The sequence below is a fragment of the Pseudomonas sp. Pse1 genome (assembly GCF_024519635.1).
In the GTDB taxonomy this organism is placed as follows: Bacteria; Pseudomonadota; Gammaproteobacteria; order Pseudomonadales; family Pseudomonadaceae; genus Aquipseudomonas.
Window position 1 is genome coordinate 378,182 of sequence record NZ_JALJRO010000003.1, and the last position, 20,295, is coordinate 398,476.

At 58.8% G+C, this 20,295-nt stretch carries 22 protein-coding genes; 17 read left to right on the plus strand and 5 right to left on the minus strand.

Annotation, left to right across the window (positions count from 1 at the left end; translation table 11 throughout):
* The first annotated feature begins 120 nt into the window (after positions 1-120).
* The 3 genes from argJ to NR126_RS06825 all read left to right on the plus strand — a co-directional run bounded on the left by argJ (position 121) and on the right by NR126_RS06825 (position 3,026).
* The gene (gene argJ, locus NR126_RS06815; protein ID WP_027619808.1) at positions 121-1,338 is read left to right on the plus strand and encodes a bifunctional glutamate N-acetyltransferase/amino-acid acetyltransferase ArgJ; all 1,218 of its coding nucleotides are present in this window, start codon (positions 121-123) and stop codon (positions 1,336-1,338) included.
* Between the two features lie 114 nt (positions 1,339-1,452).
* A complete protein-coding gene (locus NR126_RS06820; RefSeq protein ID WP_027619809.1) occupies positions 1,453-2,085 on the plus strand; it encodes a glutathione S-transferase family protein in 633 nt (210 codons plus the stop codon).
* Entirely contained in the window at positions 2,082-3,026 is a 945-nt protein-coding gene (locus NR126_RS06825; protein ID WP_256829935.1) for a Nudix family hydrolase, read from the plus strand. Before NR126_RS06820 ends, NR126_RS06825 begins: the two co-directional genes overlap by 4 nt.
* 34 nt (positions 3,027-3,060) lie before the next feature.
* Here the strand turns inward: NR126_RS06825 and NR126_RS06830 are convergent, their stop codons facing one another.
* The 3 genes from NR126_RS06830 to NR126_RS06840 are packed head-to-tail and all read right to left on the minus strand — an operon-like array spanning position 3,061 to position 6,644.
* Positions 3,061-3,642, minus strand: coding sequence for a cob(I)yrinic acid a,c-diamide adenosyltransferase (locus NR126_RS06830; protein ID WP_027619811.1), 582 nt, complete (start codon positions 3,640-3,642; stop codon positions 3,061-3,063).
* A gap of 2 nt (positions 3,643-3,644) precedes the next feature.
* Positions 3,645-5,681: an ATP-binding protein gene (locus tag NR126_RS06835; RefSeq protein ID WP_027619812.1), complete on the minus strand. Its 2,037-nt coding sequence runs from the start codon at positions 5,679-5,681 to the stop codon at positions 3,645-3,647.
* 45 nt (positions 5,682-5,726) lie between these two features.
* The gene (locus NR126_RS06840) at positions 5,727-6,644 is read right to left on the minus strand and encodes a putative 2-dehydropantoate 2-reductase (RefSeq protein ID WP_027619813.1); all 918 of its coding nucleotides are present in this window, start codon (positions 6,642-6,644) and stop codon (positions 5,727-5,729) included.
* A 143-nt stretch (positions 6,645-6,787) separates the two neighbouring features.
* On the opposite strand from NR126_RS06840, the gene NR126_RS06845 reads away from it, so the two are divergent.
* Both NR126_RS06845 and NR126_RS06850 read left to right on the plus strand, forming a co-directional pair.
* Positions 6,788-7,273 (plus strand): YajQ family cyclic di-GMP-binding protein, encoded by a 486-nt coding sequence (locus tag NR126_RS06845; protein ID WP_027619814.1) that lies wholly within the window; start codon positions 6,788-6,790, stop codon positions 7,271-7,273.
* A 135-nt stretch (positions 7,274-7,408) separates the two neighbouring features.
* Complete coding sequence (locus tag NR126_RS06850; RefSeq protein WP_027619815.1) at positions 7,409-8,245, plus strand: mechanosensitive ion channel family protein; 837 nt, start codon at positions 7,409-7,411, stop codon at positions 8,243-8,245.
* Positions 8,246-8,471: 226 nt separating this feature from the next.
* On the opposite strand, the gene NR126_RS06855 is transcribed toward NR126_RS06850, so the two are convergent.
* The gene (locus NR126_RS06855; RefSeq protein ID WP_027619816.1) at positions 8,472-9,770 is read right to left on the minus strand and encodes an OprD family porin; all 1,299 of its coding nucleotides are present in this window, start codon (positions 9,768-9,770) and stop codon (positions 8,472-8,474) included.
* An 854-nt stretch (positions 9,771-10,624) separates the two neighbouring features.
* Here NR126_RS06855 and NR126_RS06860 point away from each other — a divergent pair.
* Both NR126_RS06860 and NR126_RS06865 read left to right on the plus strand, forming a co-directional pair.
* A complete protein-coding gene (locus tag NR126_RS06860; RefSeq protein ID WP_027619818.1) occupies positions 10,625-11,050 on the plus strand; it encodes an HIT domain-containing protein in 426 nt (141 codons plus the stop codon).
* A gap of 3 nt (positions 11,051-11,053) precedes the next feature.
* Entirely contained in the window at positions 11,054-11,260 is a 207-nt protein-coding gene (locus NR126_RS06865; protein WP_027619819.1) for a SlyX family protein, read from the plus strand.
* A gap of 74 nt (positions 11,261-11,334) precedes the next feature.
* On the opposite strand, the gene NR126_RS28745 is transcribed toward NR126_RS06865, so the two are convergent.
* Positions 11,335-11,940 carry a cold-shock protein gene (locus NR126_RS28745; RefSeq protein ID WP_027619820.1) on the minus strand — a complete coding sequence of 202 codons (606 nt, stop codon included), beginning with the start codon at positions 11,938-11,940 and terminating at the stop codon, positions 11,335-11,337.
* Between the two features lie 369 nt (positions 11,941-12,309).
* Between NR126_RS28745 and NR126_RS06875 the strand changes: the two genes are divergently transcribed.
* The 10 genes from NR126_RS06875 to tolQ all read left to right on the plus strand — a co-directional run bounded on the left by NR126_RS06875 (position 12,310) and on the right by tolQ (position 20,272).
* A complete protein-coding gene (locus NR126_RS06875; RefSeq protein ID WP_027619821.1) occupies positions 12,310-12,783 on the plus strand; it encodes a Dps family protein in 474 nt (157 codons plus the stop codon).
* A gap of 293 nt (positions 12,784-13,076) precedes the next feature.
* Entirely contained in the window at positions 13,077-13,412 is a 336-nt protein-coding gene (locus NR126_RS06880; RefSeq protein ID WP_027619822.1) for a ribbon-helix-helix domain-containing protein, read from the plus strand.
* A gap of 145 nt (positions 13,413-13,557) precedes the next feature.
* Entirely contained in the window at positions 13,558-13,779 is a 222-nt protein-coding gene (locus tag NR126_RS06885) for an FmdB family zinc ribbon protein (RefSeq protein WP_007977333.1), read from the plus strand.
* 107 nt (positions 13,780-13,886) lie between these two features.
* Entirely contained in the window at positions 13,887-15,662 is a 1,776-nt protein-coding gene (gene aspS, locus NR126_RS06890) for an aspartate--tRNA ligase (protein ID WP_256829936.1), read from the plus strand.
* A gap of 114 nt (positions 15,663-15,776) precedes the next feature.
* Positions 15,777-16,523, plus strand: coding sequence for a YebC/PmpR family DNA-binding transcriptional regulator (locus NR126_RS06895; RefSeq protein WP_027619824.1), 747 nt, complete (start codon positions 15,777-15,779; stop codon positions 16,521-16,523).
* A gap of 155 nt (positions 16,524-16,678) precedes the next feature.
* The gene (gene ruvC, locus NR126_RS06900; RefSeq protein ID WP_027619825.1) at positions 16,679-17,203 is read left to right on the plus strand and encodes a crossover junction endodeoxyribonuclease RuvC; all 525 of its coding nucleotides are present in this window, start codon (positions 16,679-16,681) and stop codon (positions 17,201-17,203) included.
* Positions 17,204-17,308: 105 nt separating this feature from the next.
* The gene (gene ruvA / locus NR126_RS06905; RefSeq protein ID WP_105753871.1) at positions 17,309-17,920 is read left to right on the plus strand and encodes a Holliday junction branch migration protein RuvA; all 612 of its coding nucleotides are present in this window, start codon (positions 17,309-17,311) and stop codon (positions 17,918-17,920) included.
* On the plus strand, positions 17,921-18,982 hold the full coding sequence (ruvB, locus tag NR126_RS06910) for a Holliday junction branch migration DNA helicase RuvB (RefSeq protein WP_027619827.1): 1,062 nt from the start codon (positions 17,921-17,923) through the stop codon (positions 18,980-18,982).
* A 137-nt stretch (positions 18,983-19,119) separates the two neighbouring features.
* Complete coding sequence (ybgC, locus tag NR126_RS06915; protein ID WP_027619828.1) at positions 19,120-19,587, plus strand: tol-pal system-associated acyl-CoA thioesterase; 468 nt, start codon at positions 19,120-19,122, stop codon at positions 19,585-19,587.
* Positions 19,577-20,272, plus strand: coding sequence for a protein TolQ (tolQ, locus tag NR126_RS06920; RefSeq protein ID WP_027619829.1), 696 nt, complete (start codon positions 19,577-19,579; stop codon positions 20,270-20,272). The genes ybgC and tolQ overlap by 11 nt, the downstream gene beginning before the upstream one ends.
* The last annotated feature ends 23 nt before the right edge of the window (positions 20,273-20,295 follow it).

A 20,295-nucleotide genomic window follows, 5' to 3' on the forward strand; every position in this document is an offset into this window, starting at 1 on the left:
AAATACCCGCGCCGCGACCGGCTCCTGCCGTCGCGGCGTTTTTCCATTCAGGTCATCGACCCGGGTTAATCCCCACCTGCGTCGACGCTGCAGATATCACCTATTTAGAGGAGCGCATTCATGGCTGTTGGTCTTGGTCCTTTGCCAACGTTGCACCCGGTTGCCGGTTTTGAACTCGGTATCGCTTCGGCTGGCATCAAGCGCCCTGGGCGCAAGGATGTGGTGGTCATGCGCTGTGCTGAAGGGTCGACCGTTGCCGGTGTCTTCACCTTGAACGCCTTTTGCGCGGCGCCGGTGATCCTCGCCAAGCAGCGCGTCCAGGGTCCGGTGCGTTACCTGCTGACTAACACCGGCAATGCCAACGCCGGTACCGGTGAGCCGGGCCTGGCGGCTGCCGAGCGCACCTGCGCCAAGCTGGCTGAGCTGACTGGCGTGGATGCTAGCCTGGTGCTGCCATACTCCACGGGTGTGATTGGCGAGCCGCTGCCGGTCGAGAAGATCGAGGGCGCACTGCAAGCCGCCCTCGACGACCTGTCGGAAAATAACTGGGAGGCCGCGGCCACCGGGATCATGACCACCGACACCCTGCCCAAGGGCGCGAGCCGGCAGTTCCAACACGACGGCGTGACCATCACCGTGACCGGCATCAGCAAGGGCGCCGGGATGATTCGCCCGAACATGGCGACCATGCTCGGCTACATTGCGACCGACGCCAAAGTGTCCCGTGAAGTCCTGCAAAACCTGATGCTCGACGGCGCCAACAAGTCGTTCAACCGCATCACCATCGATGGCGATACCTCGACCAACGACTGCTGCATGCTGATTGCCACCGGTAAGGCTGCACTGCCGGAAATCACCGAGGCCAGTGGTCCATTGTTCGCGGCGTTGAAGCAGGCGGTGTTCGAGGTGTGCATGGAGGTGGCGCAGGCCATCGTCCGTGATGGCGAGGGTGCGACCAAATTCGTCACCGTCGAAGTCAACGGTGGCGGCAATCACCAGGAATGCCTGGACGTTGGCTATACCGTGGCGCACTCGCCCCTGATCAAAACCGCATTGTTCGCTTCCGATCCAAACTGGGGTCGTATCCTGGCAGCCGTCGGCCGTGCAGGCGTACCGGACCTCGACGTAAGCAAGATCGACGTATTCCTCGGCGAAGTGTGCATCGCCAGCCGTGGTGCTCGCGCCGCTACCTACACCGAAGCCCAGGGCTCGGCGGTGATGCAACGTGAAGAGATCACCATCCGTATCGAGTTGGGGCGCGGCGACTGCAGCGAAACCATCTGGACCACTGATCTGTCCCACGAATACGTGAAAATCAACGCTGAGTACCGTACGTAAGATCCTGTCGATCTGATCGCGGGCAAGCCCACTCCCACAGCAGCCCTGGGGGAGTGGCACCTGCCACACGCGAGCGATTTCTGGCCTGTACCCCCTCATCCCAAGGATGCGTATATGAGCTACCACCTGATCATTGGCGACAAACTCTATTCCTCCTGGTCCCTGCGCGGTGCCCTGGCACTGAATCTGGCGGGTGCGACCTATTCCGAAGAAATCATCAAGCTCAACCAGCCCGATACCCGCGAGCGATTGCTTAAGCATTCGCCGACGGCCAAGGTCCCGTTGCTCAAGACTGAGCATGGCACCATCGCCGATTCGCTGGCCATCGCCGAGTACCTGGTTGAACGCTTCCCCGAGGTGCAACTCTGGCCACTAGACATCGCCGCCCGTGCCCAGGCCCGCTCCGCCTGCGCGCAGATGCACAGCGGGTTCTTTGCGATCCGCAGCAACATGCCGTTCGACCTGAGCCGGGACGCGCCGCTGGTGCCGATGCCTGCCGATGTGCAAGCGGAGATTGAGCGCATGCTGGCGCTGTGGACCGAGTGCCGTGCGGCGTCGGCCGAAAGCGGTCCGTTCCTGTTTGGCAGCGTGAGCCTGGCTGATGCGTTTTTCGCCCCGATAGCCGTGCGCCTGCGCACCTATCAGGTCAAATTGCCGGCCGATGCCGAAGCCTACGTTCAAGCGATTTATCAATGGCCAGCCTTCCAGGCTTGGCAGAAAGCCGGTTTAGAGGAAGTGGTGCGGTGAAACGAGTCCATGTAGCGGCAGCAGTCATTCGTGATGCCAGCGGCAAGATCCTGATTGCGCGCCGCGCCGATACCCAGCACCAGGGCGGTCTGTGGGAATTTCCCGGAGGCAAGGTCGAAGAGGGCGAGGCGGTGCCGGCCGCGCTTGCCCGCGAACTGCACGAAGAGTTGGGGATCGTGGTGAGCGCCGCGCGTCCCTTGATCAAGGTCCAGCATGACTATCCGGACAAGCAGGTGTTGCTGGATGTCTGGGAGGTTTCGGCATTTACCGGCGAGCCCCATGGCGCCGAAGGCCAGCCACTGGCCTGGGTGACCGCGCGTGAGTTGGGCAATTACGAGTTTCCAGCCGCCAATCTGTCGATCGTCGCTGCCGCGCGATTGCCGGCTGAATACCTGATTACGCCTGAGGGCCTGGAAACCCCTGAACTGCTGCGTGGCATTCAGAAAGCCATTGCAGGCGGCATCAAGCTGGTTCAATTGCGCGCCCCCAACGGCTACGACCCGAAATACCGCGACCTGGCGGTGGATGCCGTGGGCCTGTGTGCGGGCAAGGCGCAGTTGATGCTCAAGGGGCCGTTCGAATGGCTGGGGGATTTTCCTTCCGCCGGCTGGCACATCACCGGCGCGCAGTTGCGCAAGTACGCCAGCGCCGGTCGTCCGTTGCCGGCCTCGCGCTGGCTCGCGGCTTCGTGCCACAACGCCGAAGAGCTTAGCCTGGCTGAACAGATGGGCGTCGATTTTGTCACGTTGTCGCCGGTCCAGCCGACCCAAACTCATCCCGATGCGGTGCCCCTGGGTTGGGAGCAGGCCCGACAACTGATTGCTGGTTTCAGCAAACCCGTGTTCCTGCTCGGCGGTGTCGGCCCTGCCGAGCGTCAGCAAGCGTGGGAGGCGGGTGCGCAGGGTGTGGCCGGGATCCGGGCGTTCTGGCCCCAAGCCTGATTCTGGCGAGTGCAGGTGAAAAACCCCAGGGGCGTCAGACCTCGGGTTTTTTCGCCGCTTGCCAGAGAATCTCGCTGACACCCTGGCGTTTGGCAATCAGCCGGGCGGCGACAAACAGCAAGTCCGACAACCGATTGATATAGGCCAGGCCGACCCCCGCCAAGGGCTCGATGGCGTTCAATTGCTGGCAACGGCGTTCGGCGCTGCGGGCCAGGCTGCGGCAGACATGGGCCTGGGCAATCAAGCTCGAGCCACCGGGCAAGATGAAATTCTCCAGCGGCCCCAGCTCGTCATTCCACACGTCAATCGCCGCCTCCAGGCGCTCGATCTCCTGTGCGTTCAGCGCTTGATACTCCGGCATCGCCAACTCACCGCCGAGATCGAACAGTCGATGCTGGCAAGGCGCCAGGACTTCGATCACTTCAGTCAACCCGGCGCAGTGACCGCTGTGCTCGGCCAAGCCGGCCAACAGCACCCCCACCTGACTATTCAATGTATCGACTTCGCCGATAGCCTCGATGCGCGGGTGATCCTTGGGCACCCGGCGACCGTCGCCCAGGCCGGTTTCACCTTTGTCGCCGGTGCGGGTGTAGATCTTTGACAGGCGAAAACCCATGCCTAGTGCTCCAGTGGTTTGAGTTCGTGAGGGGCGAGCGGGAAGCCGGTCAATGGCAGGCGCAGGGTGAAACACGTGCCCTGGCCGAGGGTTGACTGCACCTCCATCTGCCCCTTGTGGTTATTGGTAATGATGAAATACGAAACGGACAGTCCCAGACCGGTGCCCTGGCCGATTTCCTTGGTGGTGAAGAACGGCTCGAAGGTGCGTTTGCGCACGCTTTCGGTCATGCCGATGCCGTTGTCCTCGACCTGGATTTCCGCCCATGGTGGATTGAGTCGGGTGCGCAGGATGATGCGGCCGGGCTCGCTGTCGTCTTCCCGTTGATGAATGGCCTGGGCTGCGTTTTTCAACAGGTTGAGCAGCACTTGCTCCAGTTCGTTGGCCGTACCGGGCACTGGTCCAAGCTGAGGGTCGAACTGGCGAATGATGGCCTGGCCCTTGAAGTCGAAGCCGATTGCCAGGTCGAAATCATTGCCGGCGATCTCCACGGCCTGATCGATCAGCGCCGGAAGATCACAAGGCGCCATCTGCCGGTTGCTGCGCCGGCTGAAGCTGAGCATGTGAGTGACGATTTTCGCCGCGCGGGCCCCGGCTTGTTGAATGCCGTCGAGCAGTTGTGGGACTTCGCGGCTTTGCAGGTATTGATTGATGTTGTCCAGCTCCACACCGAGCTGTTCTGCCGCTTCAAGGTTCTTCGGCAGCTCGGTGGATAGCCGGCGTCGAATGTTCTGCACGTTGTGCAGGATCGCGCCCAAGGGGTTGTTGATCTCGTGGGCCATGCCGGCCGCAAGGCCCCCCACCGAGAGCATTTTCTCGGACTGCACCATCATTTCTTCCAGGGACAGGCGCTGGGTAATGTCATCAATGCGGATCACCACCCCTCGACCGGCACCGCCCATCAACGGGTAAAAGGTCAGTGCATAGTGTTTGGGCTCGTCTTCCTTGAACCAGGTGACCCGATCAATCTTGACCACGCTATGTTGTTCGACGGTTTCCTTGAGTTGCGGCAAGAACGGCTTGAGCGGTTCGAAGGCGAGGAAAATCGGCTGGTTCAAGGCTTCGTCCAGGCGCGTGCCGGAGAGAGCGCTGGCTTCCTGGTTCCATTGAGTCACGTAGAGCTGCTCGTCGAGGGCGATCAGCGCCGAGGGCATGGAGTCGATGATGCTGTTGAGGTAGTTCTGGAAGCCCGTGAGTTTTTTCTCGATCTTGCTCCGCACCTGGACTTCCAGCTCCAGCTTGCGGTTGGTGTGACGGGTTTCTTCGGCGAGACCCTGGGCCTGGTCATAGGCGGCCTGGGAGTCGTCCCGGGCGCGCTTGAGTTGTTGTTCCCGAGCCTCGATGCGCGACAGCATGGTGTTGAAGGCTTCCGCCAGGCTGCCAATTTCATCGTGGTTACCGCGTGAGGCACGTAACGCGTAGTTTTCTTCTCGGGTGACCTGGCGTGACAGTACTTCCAGTTGATGGATAGGCTGGGTTATCAGGCGCTTGATCTGTTGGGCAATCAAAAGCCAAAGCAGGATGCTGAAGATCAGGATGCCCAGGCTGGCAGTCAGCGTTCCGGTGTAGAACGCCACTGGCAACTCGCTGCTCGCCACCAACAGCAAGTGCCCGGGCGCTGCACCGGGCTGCGCAAGGGTGATCAATTGATTGCTGCGAAATTCGGTGGCCTGCCACGCTTCGATATGGCGATAGCGCTTGGGCAGTTCGAGGTGGTCGCCATGCTGAACCTGCGCCAAGAGCTGTCCTCTGCCGTCATACAGTGCTGCAGCACGCAACGGCGTATAGCTGTTGAGTTCATTCAGAAGTTTTTCCGCGTCCTGCGGTGAGTTGAGTGCCTGCGCGGCAATGGACGGATTGGACACCAGGCGGCCGATGGTCTGCAGGGCCTGGGGGGCCATGCTTTCCTGGGAGATCCAATAGGCGGCGCTGATAAAGGTCAGGTTGGCCACCAGCAGGACGGTGATCAACAGCACCAACAGGGCGGCCAGCAATTTCTGGCCGACCGGCAGGTTTTCGAGGCGCTGGCGCAATGGCATCGGGGTCGTCGCTAAAGAAGAACAGGAGGCCAGCGTAGCCGCTGCTCAGTCGCTGGGCAATCCGCGAGTTTGCAGGTGGGTGATCAGGCGCTGCTGCAATTGCGTCAGGTGCGGCAATACCAGTTGGTGGCGTGCCGCGACCGCGCAGGCATGTCCCAGCAGGTAGCTGATTTCGGTCCGGCGCTGATTGGCGACGTCCTGGTACATGGACGAAAAGTTGGCCGCAGTGGCCAGGATCACTCGTTCGACTTCCTGTTGCAGATCCTCTGCGGCGGCGGGCTGGCCACAGCGTTCGAGCAACTCGGTCAGTTCCAGACACAGGGTGGCGACTTCGCAGTGATGCACCTGCAAGCCGCCGTTACGGCAATCATGGAGGACGGTCAGCGGATTGATCGCACAGTTGAGTGCGAGCTTTCGCCACAACCGGGTCAGGATGTCCACGCTCCAGGCGTGGGGAATGCCCGCCGCGTCCAGATCCTCCAGCCAGATCGGTGCTACCGGCTGGAGTGTGTCGCCCAGCCAGGTGTAGCCATGACCGGCGAACACTACACGCCAATCTCCATCACGAAACGCGCCTTCGGTACTGGAGGCGCAGATGCAGCGGGCGTGGGGCAGGCGTGCGGCCACCGCATCCTGGCTGCCAAGGCCGTTCTGCAGCAGGATCAGTTCAGCGTTGTCGCTCAGGCGATGGGCCACCTGCGCCACTGCGGCTTCGGCATCGTAAGCCTTGCAGGCGACCAGCAGGCGCTCGATCGGCCCATCGTCGTCGACGGTTTCTGCCGGCACCGCGTAACACTGTGGCTGCCCTTGCTCGACCAGGGTCAGGCCGCCTGCGTCCAGATAGGCTTGCAGGCGCGTCGCGTCGCGCAGAACCAGCTTCACTGGCAGGCCCGCGCGCGCCAGGCGAGTTGCCCAAAGGGTACCCAGGCTGCCCGCGCCCAGAATGTGCCAGGTGGTCGACATCAGATTTTCGCTCGGATTGGCAGGTGCATGTGAGGCTCGCCGCTGCGGATGGGAAAGACCCGTTATAATCAGCGCGGATTTTAACCGCAAGCCAGGCGTGCCCCATCTTTATTGTGCGCGCCGTTTTTTATTGGAGAGATTACATGCCGTCGTTCGACGTGGTATCCGAACTGGACAAACACGAACTCACCAACGCGGTCGAGAACGCCGTCAAGGAACTCGATCGTCGTTATGACTTGAAAGGCAAGGGCAGCTTCGAGTTCAAGGAAAAGGACCTGACCGTCAACCTGACCGCCGAGGCCGATTTCCAGCTCGAAGCAATGATCGAGATCCTCAAGCTGGCACTGGTCAAGCGCAAGATCGACGTGCAGTGCCTTGAAGTCAAGGATGCCTATGCATCGGGCAAACTGATGAAGCAGGACGCCGTGCTCAAGGAAGGCATCGACAAGGAGCTGGCGAAGAAGATCGTCGGACATATCAAAGACGCCAAGCTCAAGGTCCAGGCCGCCATCCAGGGCGAGCAGGTGCGGGTCACCGGCAAGAAGCGTGATGACCTGCAGGAAGCAATCGCTGCCCTGCGTGCCAAGGAATTTGGCATGCCGCTGCAGTTCAACAACTTCCGCGACTGATCAGTCAGCAGGGAACCTCTCGGCGTTATTGTCGTCCGAGGCCCAAGCAACAGCAGAAATGATTGAGCCTGCAAGGGTTTGGTCTTTCTGCTGCTTGGTTTTATGTGCCGGGTAGCCGGGAATCAGGAGAGAGAGATGGATTTGAATGCTGAAGTGGACAACTTGGTGAAGGCTTCCCAGGCCTGGATCCCGATGATCATGGAGTATGGCAGCCGTGTGCTGTTGGCAGTGGTGACCCTGGCCATCGGCTGGTGGTTGATCAACAAGCTGACTCACAAGGTCGGGCGTCTGCTGGCACTGCGCAATGCCGACCTGGCGTTGCAGGGCTTCATCAGCAGCCTGGCGAACATCATTCTCAAGGTTTTGCTGGTGGTCAGCGTTGCGTCGATGATCGGCGTGGAAACCACCTCCTTTGTCGCGGCCATCGGTGCCGCCGGCCTGGCCATTGGCCTGGCGTTGCAAGGCAGCCTGGCAAACTTCGCTGGCGGGGTACTGATCCTGCTGTTCCGTCCGTTCCGCATTGGTGACTTCATCGAAGCCCAGGGTACCGCGGGTACTGTCGACAGCATTCAGATCTTTCACACCATCATCCGTACCGGCGACAACAAGACTGTGATCGTGCCTAACGGCGTGCTTTCCAACGGCATCATCACCAACACCAACCGCCAACCGACGCGCAAAGTGGTGTTTGATGTCGGCGTTGATTACGAAGCTGACCTGCAAAAGGCCCGTGCCGTCTTGCTCGAGCTGGCTAACGACGCACGCGTATTGACCGATCCTGCGCCGGTGGCGGTGGTTTCGGTGCTGGGCGACAGCTCGATTACCCTGTCGTTGCGGGTCTGGACGAAAACGTCGGACTACTGGGATGTGATGTTTCATTTCAACGAACACGCCCGTGATCGCTTGAAAGAGGCCGGCATTGATATCCCGTTTCCACAGCGCGTCATTCGCGTAGTTCAGGAAACCGCTTGATACCTGTCTTTTCGGTCAAGTAGGTAAATGAAACCCGGGCGACCAATAAATCGCCCGGGTTTTTTATGTGTAGGGAAGTAATTAAGTCTCTGCTTATTATTAGTAGGCTATTCAATAGTTAGAGTTTGATTGTCATCCCACTGACATAAAAAAAAGCCCCTCACCTGTTCAAGGGTGAGGGGCTTTTGCTTTGAGCCAGGCTCAAGTCACTAGCAAGTACCGCGAATTACAAGATGTGCAGCGGGTATTCAACGATGATACGTACGTCGTTGTTGTCTGCAGTGTAATCAGCGTTGTAAGCGTTGTTGGCGCGGTAGATCGCGCTACGCAGACGCAGGGACAGATCCTTGGCCGGACCTTCCTGGAACACGTATTTGGTTTCGAAGTTGAACTCGTGTTCCTTACCTTCGGAGCCGGACGTGGTTTCGATGTTGTTACCGTAAACATAACGGCTCATGAAGCTCAAGCCAGGCACACCGTAGGTGGCCATGTTCAGGTCGTAGCGAGCTTGGTACGACTTCTCTTCCTGACCGATGAAGTCGGAGATCTGGATGGAGTTGGCTACGAAGATCGTGCCGTTACCATCAACACCGTACAGGTAGTTGGTGTCGCCCGAGGACTGCTGGTAGCCCAGGGTGAACTTGTGTGCGCCCAGGCTGTAGGCAGCTGCCAAGCTCCACAGTTTGTTGTCCAGAGGACCGTACAGGGCAGCGCCCTGGTCTTTGGTCTTGTACGCGTTCAGGTCGAAGTTCAGCGACTGTTCGTCGTTGATCGGCAGGGTGTAGTTGGCGTTGATGTATTGCTTCTTGAAGTAGTCGTCTACGTCGGAAGCAGCAAAACCGGCTACGAAGTTATCGGTGAACTGGTAGGTAGCACCACCGATGTTGGCGCTGGTCAGGCCAGGAGTGTGCGCACCGTTGATGCTGTCCTTGCCCATGCCGGTTTGCGAACTCAGGGCAGTGAAGCGACCCAGGTTGACTTCCAGGCCTTTGATTTCCTTGCTGGAGATGTAGGTACCTTCAGCAACTTCTGGCAGCAGGCGGCTGTCGTCAGTGGCGAAAACCGGGCTGGCAACGAATTGACGGCCGTATTTCAGAGTGGTGTCGGACAGGCGGAATTTAACAGCCGCGCCGCCTTTGGATTGGGTGTCTTCCGGGTTGCCATCGCTGTCGCGGGCAAACAGGCCGTTACCGGCGCGACCGGCACCGCCGTCCAGCTTGGCGGTAGCGCCCAGCAGAGCGTCAACGCCAACACCGATGGTCCCTTGGGTGAAGCCGGATTCGTAGGTGATCAGCTCGCTGATACCAGTGTCCTGACGATAGCCGCTCTTGAAGCCGCCGCCTGGCTTGGCAATGTTGCCTGCGCCGTTGCGGAAGTCGCGGTTCATGTACTCGATACGAGTCTTGGCTGTCAGGCTTTGGTCTTCAATAAAGCCTTTGGAATCGTCCTGGGAGGACGCGATTGCGAACTGCGAGGTGCCTGCTGAAACAGCCAGGGCGATCATGCTCCACTTCATCACGCGCATCGTGATTTGCTCCTTTGGTTTTTTTGAAGAGTTCTGCCGTCCCACCTGATTTATTATCTGGGCGGCTCTTTCTTTTTGTGTCGGCGCAAACTTATATCACGCCGACAATGTTGGCGATACTTGCGCTTTCATCCTTTCAGCTTCTTTACGGCCCTGTCGCAAAATGCGTGCTCGAGGTCGTATTTTTGCAAAAAATGTGCATTCGGACCGACAACTTCAGCGCTGTTTATACACAGCGTCCGCGTCAGAAAAAAGAGTCCATGTGCTGCACTTGAATCTCCGTGGGCTACCTTGCCGCGGTTCTTATGGGTCCAAGGGCGCGCGCTTCCAGCAGCTGCCCTATAGACGATGTGGGAATCAATGCAACAAGTGTGCACAAACCGGATTTTTCGCCTTGGATTTTTTGCAATGCGCTGTTTCAGATCGCGAAACTGAATAAACACGGGCCTTTTGGCGCCGAATTGTTTGCGCTTGACTCCCTTTTGCTTCTGGTGTTGCACCATGCCTGTGCACGGGGCGGAGCATAAATTGTTACCGGTTCACACTTATGGGTGTGTAAATGGCGGATGTTCGGAGATATCAGCGTAGACCCGGTTTTCATCTCTGCAGAAAAATTTCTTACTTTTTCTATGGATGTCACGCTTTTATGGACTGAAGTCCGGTAGATCGCCATGGCTCGCGCAATGGATGCCTTGCAATGGTGCGTCCGGCTCGTAGATGGCGCGTTGCGGGGCCAGGGGCTTTTCGCCGTGAACCCGGTGCCGTTCGCGGGTATGCTGTGCAGACAGGGCCGGCGTGCAGCTCTTCAGGCTCGACGCGTCGCCCATATCAAGGACTTTGCAGGAGTGCGCGCGGTGTTTGCTTTGGATTCACGACTTCAACAGGACACTTTGCCAATCGGAGACTTCGCGCTCAGTCGGTTACTGTTATCCAACGATTCGAACTACCCCTGGTTTATCCTGGTGCCGCGCAAGGCGGATATCAGCGAGCTGTTTCAACTGGATCCTGTGGATCAGCAACAGCTGTGGCACGAAACAACGCAACTGGCTGAAATGCTCAAGGACTCGTTCGACGCGGACAAGATCAATGTGGCGACCCTGGGTAACGTTGTCAGTCAATTGCACATGCATGTCATCGTGCGCAAGCGTGACGACGCCGCATGGCCCGCGCCCGTTTGGGGCAAGCATCCGGCCCGTCCCTACAGCGCGGAACAGGTGGCGGCGATTCGCGAGCGTCTGCGGGTGGTGCTGACCGATGACTTCACGTTTCTGGAGGGCTGAGAAATGAACCTGGAAGAGCGCGTCATGGACCTGGAAAGTCGTCTGGCGTTTCAGGATGACGCTATCGAGGCAATGAATGATGTGCTGGTGGCACAGCAACGAGTGGTCGAGCGCCTGCAGTTGCAAATGGCTGCCTTGCTCAAGCGCCAGGAGGAAATGGTTGGGCAATTCGAATCATTCGAGGAGGAGGCGCCGCCTCCGCACTACTGATTGCCCGCACGCGATACGCCAAAAAAAACCGCGAGCAGCCTGGCTGCATCGCGGTTTTTTTCAGCCTGAGAAAATCAGCGCCGCGGCAAGGCCGCAATCACATCTTCAGCTTGCAGGCCCTTATCCCGGTTCATCACCGAGAACTCCACTCGCTGTCCTTCCACCAGGACGCGGTGGCCTTCACCGCGAATGGCGCGAAAGTGCACGAAAATATCATCCCCTGAATCGCGGGAAATAAAGCCGAAGCCTTTCGAGGTGTTGAACCACTTGACCGTACCGGTATCGCGGTTGGTCATATCGTAGTTTTGCGGGGCGGCTGCGGCAGGCGAGGACTTGTAAAAGCTTACGGCCAGATGCAGCAACACCGCGACCAGCACGACAGCGAGGCTGAACAGGACGGATGGATGACTGCCGATTTCCGGCATGGGTGCCAGCAGTGTCAGGGTTTGCAGGACAACGGCCAGTACCAGCAAGGCGCTGACCAGGTTCTGCAGTTGATGGCGAGGGCCTTTGTTCCAGTAGGGAATCACTGGCGCAAGGATCAGATTGAGCAAGCCCAGGAACGCCAGGTACAGCGCGTCGGGATTTTGCAGGTAAGGCACAGCTTCACTTTGCAGGCTGGGGATAAAGGACAGCAGCAAAGCTGCTGCGCCCGTTAGCAGGTGGACGATTTTCAACATTTTGATGAACTCACATTTAGACGGATCACAAGGAAGAACTGAATGAGTACGGTTCGCTTCTGAACAATAGGAGGCGTTGGACACGTACCAGGTAAAAGCCTGTGTTCGGCTCGCGGAATAATAGCGGCAGTCACACGGCGTCTATTTAACAGCAAAGGCCGTACCTTCTCAAATGAGCGCAGACGAGGCGCAGGCCCGCGCCATGGGCGGTCGACCGATGGCGCGCCACAAACGTCTGGCGAGGGTTAGTGTCAGGCGCGTTCAACTGCAACCCTGCTGGACATCAACCCCGTCCGGCGAGGTGCGGGGAGTGTTGCTACAGTAAATGCCCAGGCGTGAAGTGGATTTCATCACCGAAAGGGGAAAAGCATGGCTATTGATATCGGTATCAGCGAAGCAGATCGAAAGTCCATCGTCGATGGACTTTCACGCTTGCTATCAGACACTTACGTGCTTTACCTGAAAACCCATAACTTTCACTGGAATGTGACGGGGCCAATGTTTCGTACGCTGCACTTGATGTTCGAGGAGCAATATAATGAATTGGCACTGGCGGTGGATTTGATTGCCGAGCGTATTCGCGCACTGGGCTTTCCCGCGCCGGGTGCTTATTCAATTTACGCACGACTTTCTTCGATCAAGGAGGAAGAAGGAGTGCCCAGTGCCGAAGATATGATCAGGCAGTTGGTCCAGGGACAGGAGGCGGTTACGCGTACGGCTCGGGGCATATTCCCCTTGCTGGATAAGGTCAGCGATGAACCTACCGCAGACTTGCTGACTCAGCGCATGCAGGTGCACGAGAAGACCGCGTGGATGCTGCGTTCACTGCTGGACGAACAGTAACCCATCCCTGGCAACGGGCGGCACGCTGAAGGTGCCGCCCGCTATTCGCTTGCCTTGCTTCGAGTGTCTTTTCCCACGCTGATTTCAAATTGGCGCCTGGTATTTTTGATTATTCCTACGTGGAAGTTCTGATTGTTCGAAGTGTGTCGGACAAAGTTAAAGGTCTTGCCTTGACTGATGGCTTGTCCTACGTGGCTGGTTATAAAGCCGTCTGGAAATATGTATCTGCTTGCGTTTATATGTCGATAGGAGTTGTTGTTTTATAAGTTCAGCGACAAAGGAGTGTCAGTCAGATGGTTAAGGTTTCAGGGTCGGAAGTTTATAAAACCTCACGTCGTCAGGATATTAGGGTTGATCCTTTCAGTCATGAATTTGACATGGAGCTCGCCCGTCCTCTCTCAAGGTCGGTTCGCTTGAATGGCTTTGCGACCTGCTTGCGGCTGGAGCAGGTCTACTGGGATATCCTGGCGCGCATGGCGAAACGCAATTGTTGTTCGGTCAGCGCTTTACTGTCTCACGTGGATAGAGAGGTGCATCTGCGTCACGGCGGCGTGAAGAATTTCAGTGGCCTGGTGCGGGTCATGTGTGTAGTCCACAGCCTGAGCGATAGCGCCGCCTCTATTGAGTGACGCGCTTGTTCCGGGTGTGGAGGCGTGCTCGGTGTTGCCCGTGCAGCGTTACGGCTGCACAGGCACGATTTAATCGATATAATCCCGCTCTTTGCCGCCAAACCCACTGTTTGCGCGGGATCAATCTGGTCGCCGAGACAATCCCATGCCGATGTACGACTATCAATGTGCTTCCTGTGGTCATCAGTTGGAAGCCATCCAGAAGATCAGCGACGCACCGTTGGTCGACTGCCCAGCCTGCCAGGCACCCGAACTGAAAAAAATGCTGTCGATGCCGGGCTTTCGCCTGAGCGGTACCGGATGGTACGAAACCGACTTCAAGACCGGTTCGAAGAAAAATCTGGCCGGTGGCGACAAAGCTGACTGAGTTGAACGACACACCGGGCTCTTGCATTATCTGGCACTTCATTCAAGTGCGGCGGTGCAGCAAGACCTCCCATCGAATTTCGAATTACGAGAAGTGAAACCACTACCATGATGCGCAGCCATTATTGCGGCCAACTGAACGAAAGCCTGGAAGGTCAGGAAATTACCCTTTGCGGATGGGTCCATCGTCGTCGTGACCACGGCGGGGTGATTTTCCTCGATATCCGTGATCGTGATGGTCTGGCCCAGGTAGTGTTCGATCCGGACCGCGCTGAAAGCTTTGCCGCCGCCGATCGTGTGCGCAGCGAATACGTCGTGAAGATCACCGGCAAGGTGCGCCTGCGTCCGGCCGGTGCCACCAACGCCAACATGGCGTCGGGCATGATCGAAGTGCTGGGTTACGAACTGGAAGTGCTGAACGAAGCGGAAACCCCGCCGTTCCCGCTGAACGAGTTCTCCGACGTTGGCGAAGAAACCCGCCTGCGCTATCGCTTCCTCGATCTGCGTCGTCCGGAAATGGCCGAGAAGCTGCGCCTGCGCTCGCGCATGACCACCAGCATCCGTCGCTACCTGGACGAGAACGGCTTCCTCGACGTCGAGACGCCAATCCTGACGCGTGCCACTCCGGAAGGCGCACGTGACTACCTGGTGCCGAGCCGTACCCACGCTGGTTCGTTCTTCGCCTTGCCGCAGTCGCCACAGCTGTTCAAGCAACTGCTGATGGTGGCCGGTTTCGACCGTTACTACCAGATCGCCAAGTGCTTCCGTGACGAAGACCTGCGTGCCGACCGCCAGCCGGAATTCACCCAGATCGACATCGAGACCAGCTTCCTCGATGAAAAAGACATCATGGGCCTGACCGAAGGCATGATCCGCAACCTGTTCAAGGAAGTGCTGGATCTGGAATTCGGTGAGTTCCCGCACATGACCTTCGAAGAGGCCATGCGCCGCTACGGTTCCGACAAGCCGGACCTGCGCAACCCGCTGGAACTGGTGGACGTTGCCGACCAGCTCAAGGAAGTCGACTTCAAAGTATTCAGCGGCCCGGCCAACGACCCGAAATGCCGTATCGCAGCGCTGCGCGTTCCAGGCGGGGCGAGCATGCCGCGCAAGCAGATCGATGACTACACCAAGTTTGTCGGCATCTACGGTGCCAAGGGCCTGGCATACATCAAGGTCAACGAACGCGCCAAGGGCGTGGAAGGCCTGCAGTCGCCTATCGTCAAGAACATCCCTGAAGACAAGCTCAACGTGATCCTCGATCGCGTGGGTGCGGTCGACGGCGACATCGTGTTCTTCGGCGCCGACAAGGCCAAGATCGTCAGCGAGGCCCTGGGCGCGCTGCGTATCAAGCTCGGTCACGACCTTGATCTGCTGACCTGCAAGTGGGCGCCGATGTGGGTCGTCGACTTCCCGATGTTCGAAGAAAACGACGACGGCAGCTTCTCTGCACTGCACCACCCGTTCACCGCACCGAAGTGCACGACGCAAGAGCTGGAAGCCAATCCGGCCGGCGCGCTGTCCCGTGCGTATGACATGGTGCTTAACGGCACCGAGCTGGGTGGCGGTTCGATCCGTATCCACCGCAAGGAAATGCAGCAGTCGGTCTTCCGCCTGTTGGGTATCAATGAAGCGGAACAGGAAGAGAAGTTCGGCTTCCTGCTCGACGCACTGAAGTACGGTGCTCCGCCGCACGGTGGCCTGGCCTTCGGCCTGGACCGTCTGGTGATGCTGATGACTGGCGCCCAATCGATCCGCGAAGTGATTGCCTTCCCGAAAACCCAGAGTGCTGCCGACGTCATGACGCAAGCACCGGGCGTGGTGGATGCCAAGGCGCTGCGTGAGCTGCATATTCGTCTGCGCGAACAGCCAAAGGCTGAGTAAGGCTGGCCTGTAAGGCGTGTCCGATGACGCGCCTTGTTGTCAGAACCCGATGTCGTTGCCCGCTCGCCTTCAAGGGTGCGCGGGCATTGTTTTAATGAGAATTCGGAGCAAGTTATGGCGGGTCATTCCAAGTGGGCAAACATCAAGCACCGCAAAGAACGTCAGGATGCCAAAAAGGGCAAGATTTTCACCAAGTGGATTCGTGAGCTGACCGTTGCTGCCCGGCAGGGCGGTGGCGATCCAGGCTCCAACCCACGGTTGCGCCTGGCGCTGGACAAGGCTCTGGGCGCCAACATGAGCCGCGACATCATTGATCGCGCGGTTGCCCGTGGCGCGGGTGCTGCCGACACCGACGACATGGTCGAGCTGACCTATGAGGGTTATGGTCCGGGCGGCGTGGCGGTGATGGTCGAGTGCATGACCGATAACCGCAACCGTACGGCCGCGGCGGTACGCCATGCGTTCAGCAAGTGCGGCGGCAACCTCGGCACCGATGGCTCGGTGGCCTACCTGTTCGAACGCAAGGGGCAGATCTCTTTCGCGCCAGGTGTTGACGAAGACGCGCTGACCGAAGCGGCGCTGGAAGCCGACGCCGATGACATCGTCACTCACGAAGACGGCTCGATCGACGTCTTCACCTCGTTCACCAGCTTTTATGCGGTGCGCAACGCCCTGGAAGCGGCGGGGTTCAAGGGGGATGACGCGGAAATTGTCATGCAGCCGACCACCAGCGCCGAGTTGGACCTGGAAGGTGCAGAGAAAATCCTCAGGCTGATCGACATGCTTGAAGACCTGGACGACGTGCAGAACGTTTACTCCAACGCGGATATCCCGGAAGACGTGGCCGCGCAACTCGGTTGAGGGCAGGCGGTACCTGATGTGTGGGGGGGCGGTGCCGAATGCGACTATTCGAGCGACAGGCCTGCTTGATATGAGATCGCTTCGCGAGCAGGCTCGCTCCCACATTTGTATTGTGTTGTATTGAAAATCATCAGTTCACATTTCCTGCAGGCGCTATGACTTTAATCCTAGGTATCGACCCCGGTTCACGCATCACCGGTTATGGCGTCGTACGCGATACCGGCCGAGGGTGTGTGTACGTGGCGTCCGGGTGTATTCGCACCGGCAGCGGCGAATTACATGAACGGTTGCAAATTGTTTATCGCGGCGTCCGTGAGGTTATCCAGACTTACGGTCCGGTAACCATGGGCATCGAAAAGGTGTTTATGGCACGTAATGCCGACTCGGCGCTGAAGCTTGGCCAGGCGCGGGGCGCGGCGATTGTCGCGGGGGCCGAGGAGGGGCTGGAGATCGCGGAGTACACCGCGACCCAGGTCAAGCAGGCCGTGACCGGCACCGGCGCGGCGAATAAGGAGCAGGTGCAGATGATGGTCATGCACATGCTCAAGCTGGTGGCCAAGCCGCAAATCGACGCCTCGGACGCCTTGGCGATTGCCATTTGCCATGCCCACACTCGCTCCAGCCTGTTGCCCCATGGCCTGGGCGCGGCGCGCGCGCGCGGCGGTCGTCTTCGCTTGTGATCTGATAGCATCAGCCCACTTGTTTTATCCGTTGAGCGTTTCGTGCCTGTGCTGTCGGCGAACACGCTCACTTTGCTGCTAGAAAGCCAGTTAAGGATTTGAAACGTGATTGGACGTTTGCGCGGCACTCTGGCTGAGAAACAGCCACCGCACCTGATTCTCGATGTAAACGGCCTGGGCTATGAGCTGGAAGTGCCGATGACTACCCTGTATCGACTGCCATCGGTCGGTGAGCCGATCACCTTGCACACCCATTTGGTGGTGCGCGAGGACGCGCAGTTGCTCTATGGTTTCATTGGCAAGCGCGAGCGTGATTTTTTTCGCGAGCTGATCCGTCTCAATGGCGTCGGCCCCAAATTGGCGCTGGCATTGATGTCGAGTCTGGAGGTCGATGAACTGGTGCGCTGCGTGCAGGCGCAGGACACTTCGGCGCTGACCAAGGTGCCGGGCGTGGGCAAGAAGACCGCCGAGCGTTTGCTGGTGGAACTCAAGGATCGCTTCAAGGCCTGGGAAACCGTGCCAAGCATGTTTGCCCTGGTGCCGAACCAGCCGGACGGCCCGGCCCAGCCGGTGGCCTCGGCGGAGAACGATGCGGTGAGTGCGCTGATTTCCCTGGGCTACAAGCCGCAGGAGGCCAGCAAGGCGATTTCCGCGATCAAGGAGAAAGGCTTGAGCAGTGAAGACCTGATTCGACGTGCCCTGAAGGGAATGATCTAAGTGATTGAAGCTGACCGTCTGATTGCCGCCACCGGTGGCCCGCGAGAGCGCGAAGAAGTCCAGGACCGGGCGATTCGTCCGGTCAGCCTGGCTGACTACATTGGTCAACCGACCGTGCGCGAGCAGATGGAACTGTTCATCCAGGCCGCGCGTGGACGCAACGAATCCCTGGATCACACCCTGATCTTCGGCCCGCCGGGCCTGGGCAAGACCACCCTCGCCAACATCATTGCCCAGGAAATGGGCGTGTCGATCAAGAGCACCTCGGGTCCGGTTCTGGAGCGCCCGGGTGACCTGGCGGCACTGCTGACTAATCTTGAACCCCATGATGTGCTATTCATTGACGAAATCCATCGCTTGTCGCCGATCGTCGAGGAAGTACTGTACCCGGCCATGGAAGATTTTCAGCTCGACATCATGATCGGCGAAGGTCCGGCAGCGCGCTCGATCAAGCTCGACCTGCCACCCTTCACCCTGGTCGGCGCGACCACTCGCGCCGGCATGCTGACCAACCCGTTGCGCGACCGTTTCGGGATTGTCCAGCGTCTGGAGTTCTATAGCACCGCCGATCTGTCGACCATCGTCAGCCGATCGGCCGGCATCCTCGGCTTGCCCATGGAGCCGGAAGGTTCGTTTGAAATCGCCCGCCGCGCACGCGGCACGCCACGCATCGCCAACCGCTTGTTGCGGCGGGTGCGAGACTTTGCCGAAGTTCGCGGCAAGGGCCATATCACCAAGCCCATCGCTGACCTGGCACTCAACCTGTTGGACGTCGACGAGCGTGGCTTCGATCACCAGGATCGGCGTTTACTGTTGACCATGATCGAGAAGTTCGATGGTGGCCCCGTCGGAGTCGACAGTCTCGCGGCGGCCATCAGTGAAGAGCGACACACCATTGAGGACGTGCTGGAACCCTACCTGATCCAGCAGGGCTATATCATGCGTACCCCGCGGGGGCGGGTGGTAACACGACACGCGTATCTGCATTTCGGCTTGAATATTCCATCGCGCATGGGCGAAATGCCTGTGGTAGACGAGTTTCTCGACGCAGTGGACGAATAATGGTGGATCTGCGCCGATCCAAACCGGTTTTTCGCGGTCTCAGATGGCTGGCGATGCCTTGTTTGCGAACAAAGGCGCAGAACAACGAAAAACAGTTGCCTGAGCGGATTGGCAATGTGAGGAGTAAGCACTAGAGTATGCGCGCGCAAAACGGGCTAGAGTCGTTCGCACATCGCTGTCGCGTTTATTACGAGGACACCGATGCGGGCGGCATCGTGTATTACGTTAATTACCTCAAGTTTATGGAACGGGCTCGAACCGAGCGGCTACGTGAGCTGGGCTTTGCCCAATCGCAGCTGGCAGGCGAGGACCTGTTGTTCGTCGTGCATTCCAGCGAAGCGCGCTACCACGCGCCGGCGCGACTGGACGACGAACTTGTGGTGAGTGCTGAAGTAATCGAATTGAACCGTGTCAGCCTGCGCTTCAAACAGCAGGTCAGGCGAGCCACGGATAATGCACTGCTCTGCGAAGGGCAGTTTTTGGTGGCCTGTGTGCGCACCCATAGTTTGAAACCCCGGGCCATTCCCGAAGCTCTACGTGCGGCCTTTGCCGACGTGAGCGGCGCGGGTACACACTCAAAGCAGGAGATAAAGCGTGGAAGCTAACGTCGTCGACCATTCCTCCATGTGGAGCCTGGTCAGCAATGCCAGTATCGTGGTGCAACTGGTAATGCTGACCCTGGTGGCCGCATCGGTGACCTCATGGATCATGATCTTTCAGCGCAGCAATCTGCTGCGTGCCGGTCGACGCGCCCTGGAGAGCTTCGAGGAGCGCTTCTGGTCGGGTATCGACCTGTCCAAGTTGTACCGCCAGGCGGGCAGCAATCCGGATCCCGATTCCGGCGTCGAGCAGATTTTCCGCGCCGGCTTCAAGGAATTCTCCCGTCTGCGCCAGCAACCGGGTGTGGATCCTGAAGCGGTCATGGAAGGTGTAGCGCGTGCGATGCGCGTCGCCATCTCCCGTGAGGAAGAAAAACTCGAGCAGAGCCTGCCATTCCTCGCCACCGTCGGTTCGGTCAGCCCGTACATCGGTCTGTTCGGTACCGTGTGGGGCATCATGAACTCCTTCCGCGGCCTGGCCACTGCCCAGCAAGCGACCCTGGCCACCGTGGCCCCGGGTATCGCCGAGGCACTGATCGCCACTGCTATTGGTCTGTTCGCTGCAATCCCGGCTGTTATCGCTTACAACCGTTTCTCTGCACGCAGCGAAACCCTGATCAGCCGTTACTACACCTTCGCCGACGAATTCCAGGCGATCCTGCACCGTAAAGTGCACACCAGCGAAGAATAAGCAGGTATTTCCCAATGGCTTTA

What these genes read in the sequence shown, in the direction of transcription:
- NR126_RS06850 (WP_027619815.1), top strand. Translation starts at nt 7,409, where the DNA reads ATGGATTTGAATGCTGAAGTGGACAACTTGGTGAAGGCTTCCCAGGCC.
- NR126_RS06865 (WP_027619819.1), top strand. Translation starts at nt 11,054, where the DNA reads ATGAACCTGGAAGAGCGCGTCATGGACCTGGAAAGTCGTCTGGCGTTT.
- NR126_RS06885 (WP_007977333.1), top strand. Translation starts at nt 13,558, where the DNA reads ATGCCGATGTACGACTATCAATGTGCTTCCTGTGGTCATCAGTTGGAA.
- NR126_RS06830 (WP_027619811.1), bottom strand. Translation starts at nt 3,642, where the DNA reads ATGGGTTTTCGCCTGTCAAAGATCTACACCCGCACCGGCGACAAAGGT.
- NR126_RS06845 (WP_027619814.1), top strand. Translation starts at nt 6,788, where the DNA reads ATGCCGTCGTTCGACGTGGTATCCGAACTGGACAAACACGAACTCACC.
- NR126_RS06835 (WP_027619812.1), bottom strand. Translation starts at nt 5,681, where the DNA reads ATGCCATTGCGCCAGCGCCTCGAAAACCTGCCGGTCGGCCAGAAATTG.
- NR126_RS06820 (WP_027619809.1), top strand. Translation starts at nt 1,453, where the DNA reads ATGAGCTACCACCTGATCATTGGCGACAAACTCTATTCCTCCTGGTCC.
- aspS (WP_256829936.1), top strand. Translation starts at nt 13,887, where the DNA reads ATGATGCGCAGCCATTATTGCGGCCAACTGAACGAAAGCCTGGAAGGT.
- NR126_RS06855 (WP_027619816.1), bottom strand. Translation starts at nt 9,770, where the DNA reads ATGCGCGTGATGAAGTGGAGCATGATCGCCCTGGCTGTTTCAGCAGGC.
- NR126_RS06875 (WP_027619821.1), top strand. Translation starts at nt 12,310, where the DNA reads ATGGCTATTGATATCGGTATCAGCGAAGCAGATCGAAAGTCCATCGTC.
- NR126_RS28745 (WP_027619820.1), bottom strand. Translation starts at nt 11,940, where the DNA reads ATGTTGAAAATCGTCCACCTGCTAACGGGCGCAGCAGCTTTGCTGCTG.
- NR126_RS06840 (WP_027619813.1), bottom strand. Translation starts at nt 6,644, where the DNA reads ATGTCGACCACCTGGCACATTCTGGGCGCGGGCAGCCTGGGTACCCTT.
- ruvC (WP_027619825.1), top strand. Translation starts at nt 16,679, where the DNA reads ATGACTTTAATCCTAGGTATCGACCCCGGTTCACGCATCACCGGTTAT.
- argJ (WP_027619808.1), top strand. Translation starts at nt 121, where the DNA reads ATGGCTGTTGGTCTTGGTCCTTTGCCAACGTTGCACCCGGTTGCCGGT.
- ybgC (WP_027619828.1), top strand. Translation starts at nt 19,120, where the DNA reads ATGCGCGCGCAAAACGGGCTAGAGTCGTTCGCACATCGCTGTCGCGTT.
- NR126_RS06880 (WP_027619822.1), top strand. Translation starts at nt 13,077, where the DNA reads ATGGTTAAGGTTTCAGGGTCGGAAGTTTATAAAACCTCACGTCGTCAG.
- NR126_RS06895 (WP_027619824.1), top strand. Translation starts at nt 15,777, where the DNA reads ATGGCGGGTCATTCCAAGTGGGCAAACATCAAGCACCGCAAAGAACGT.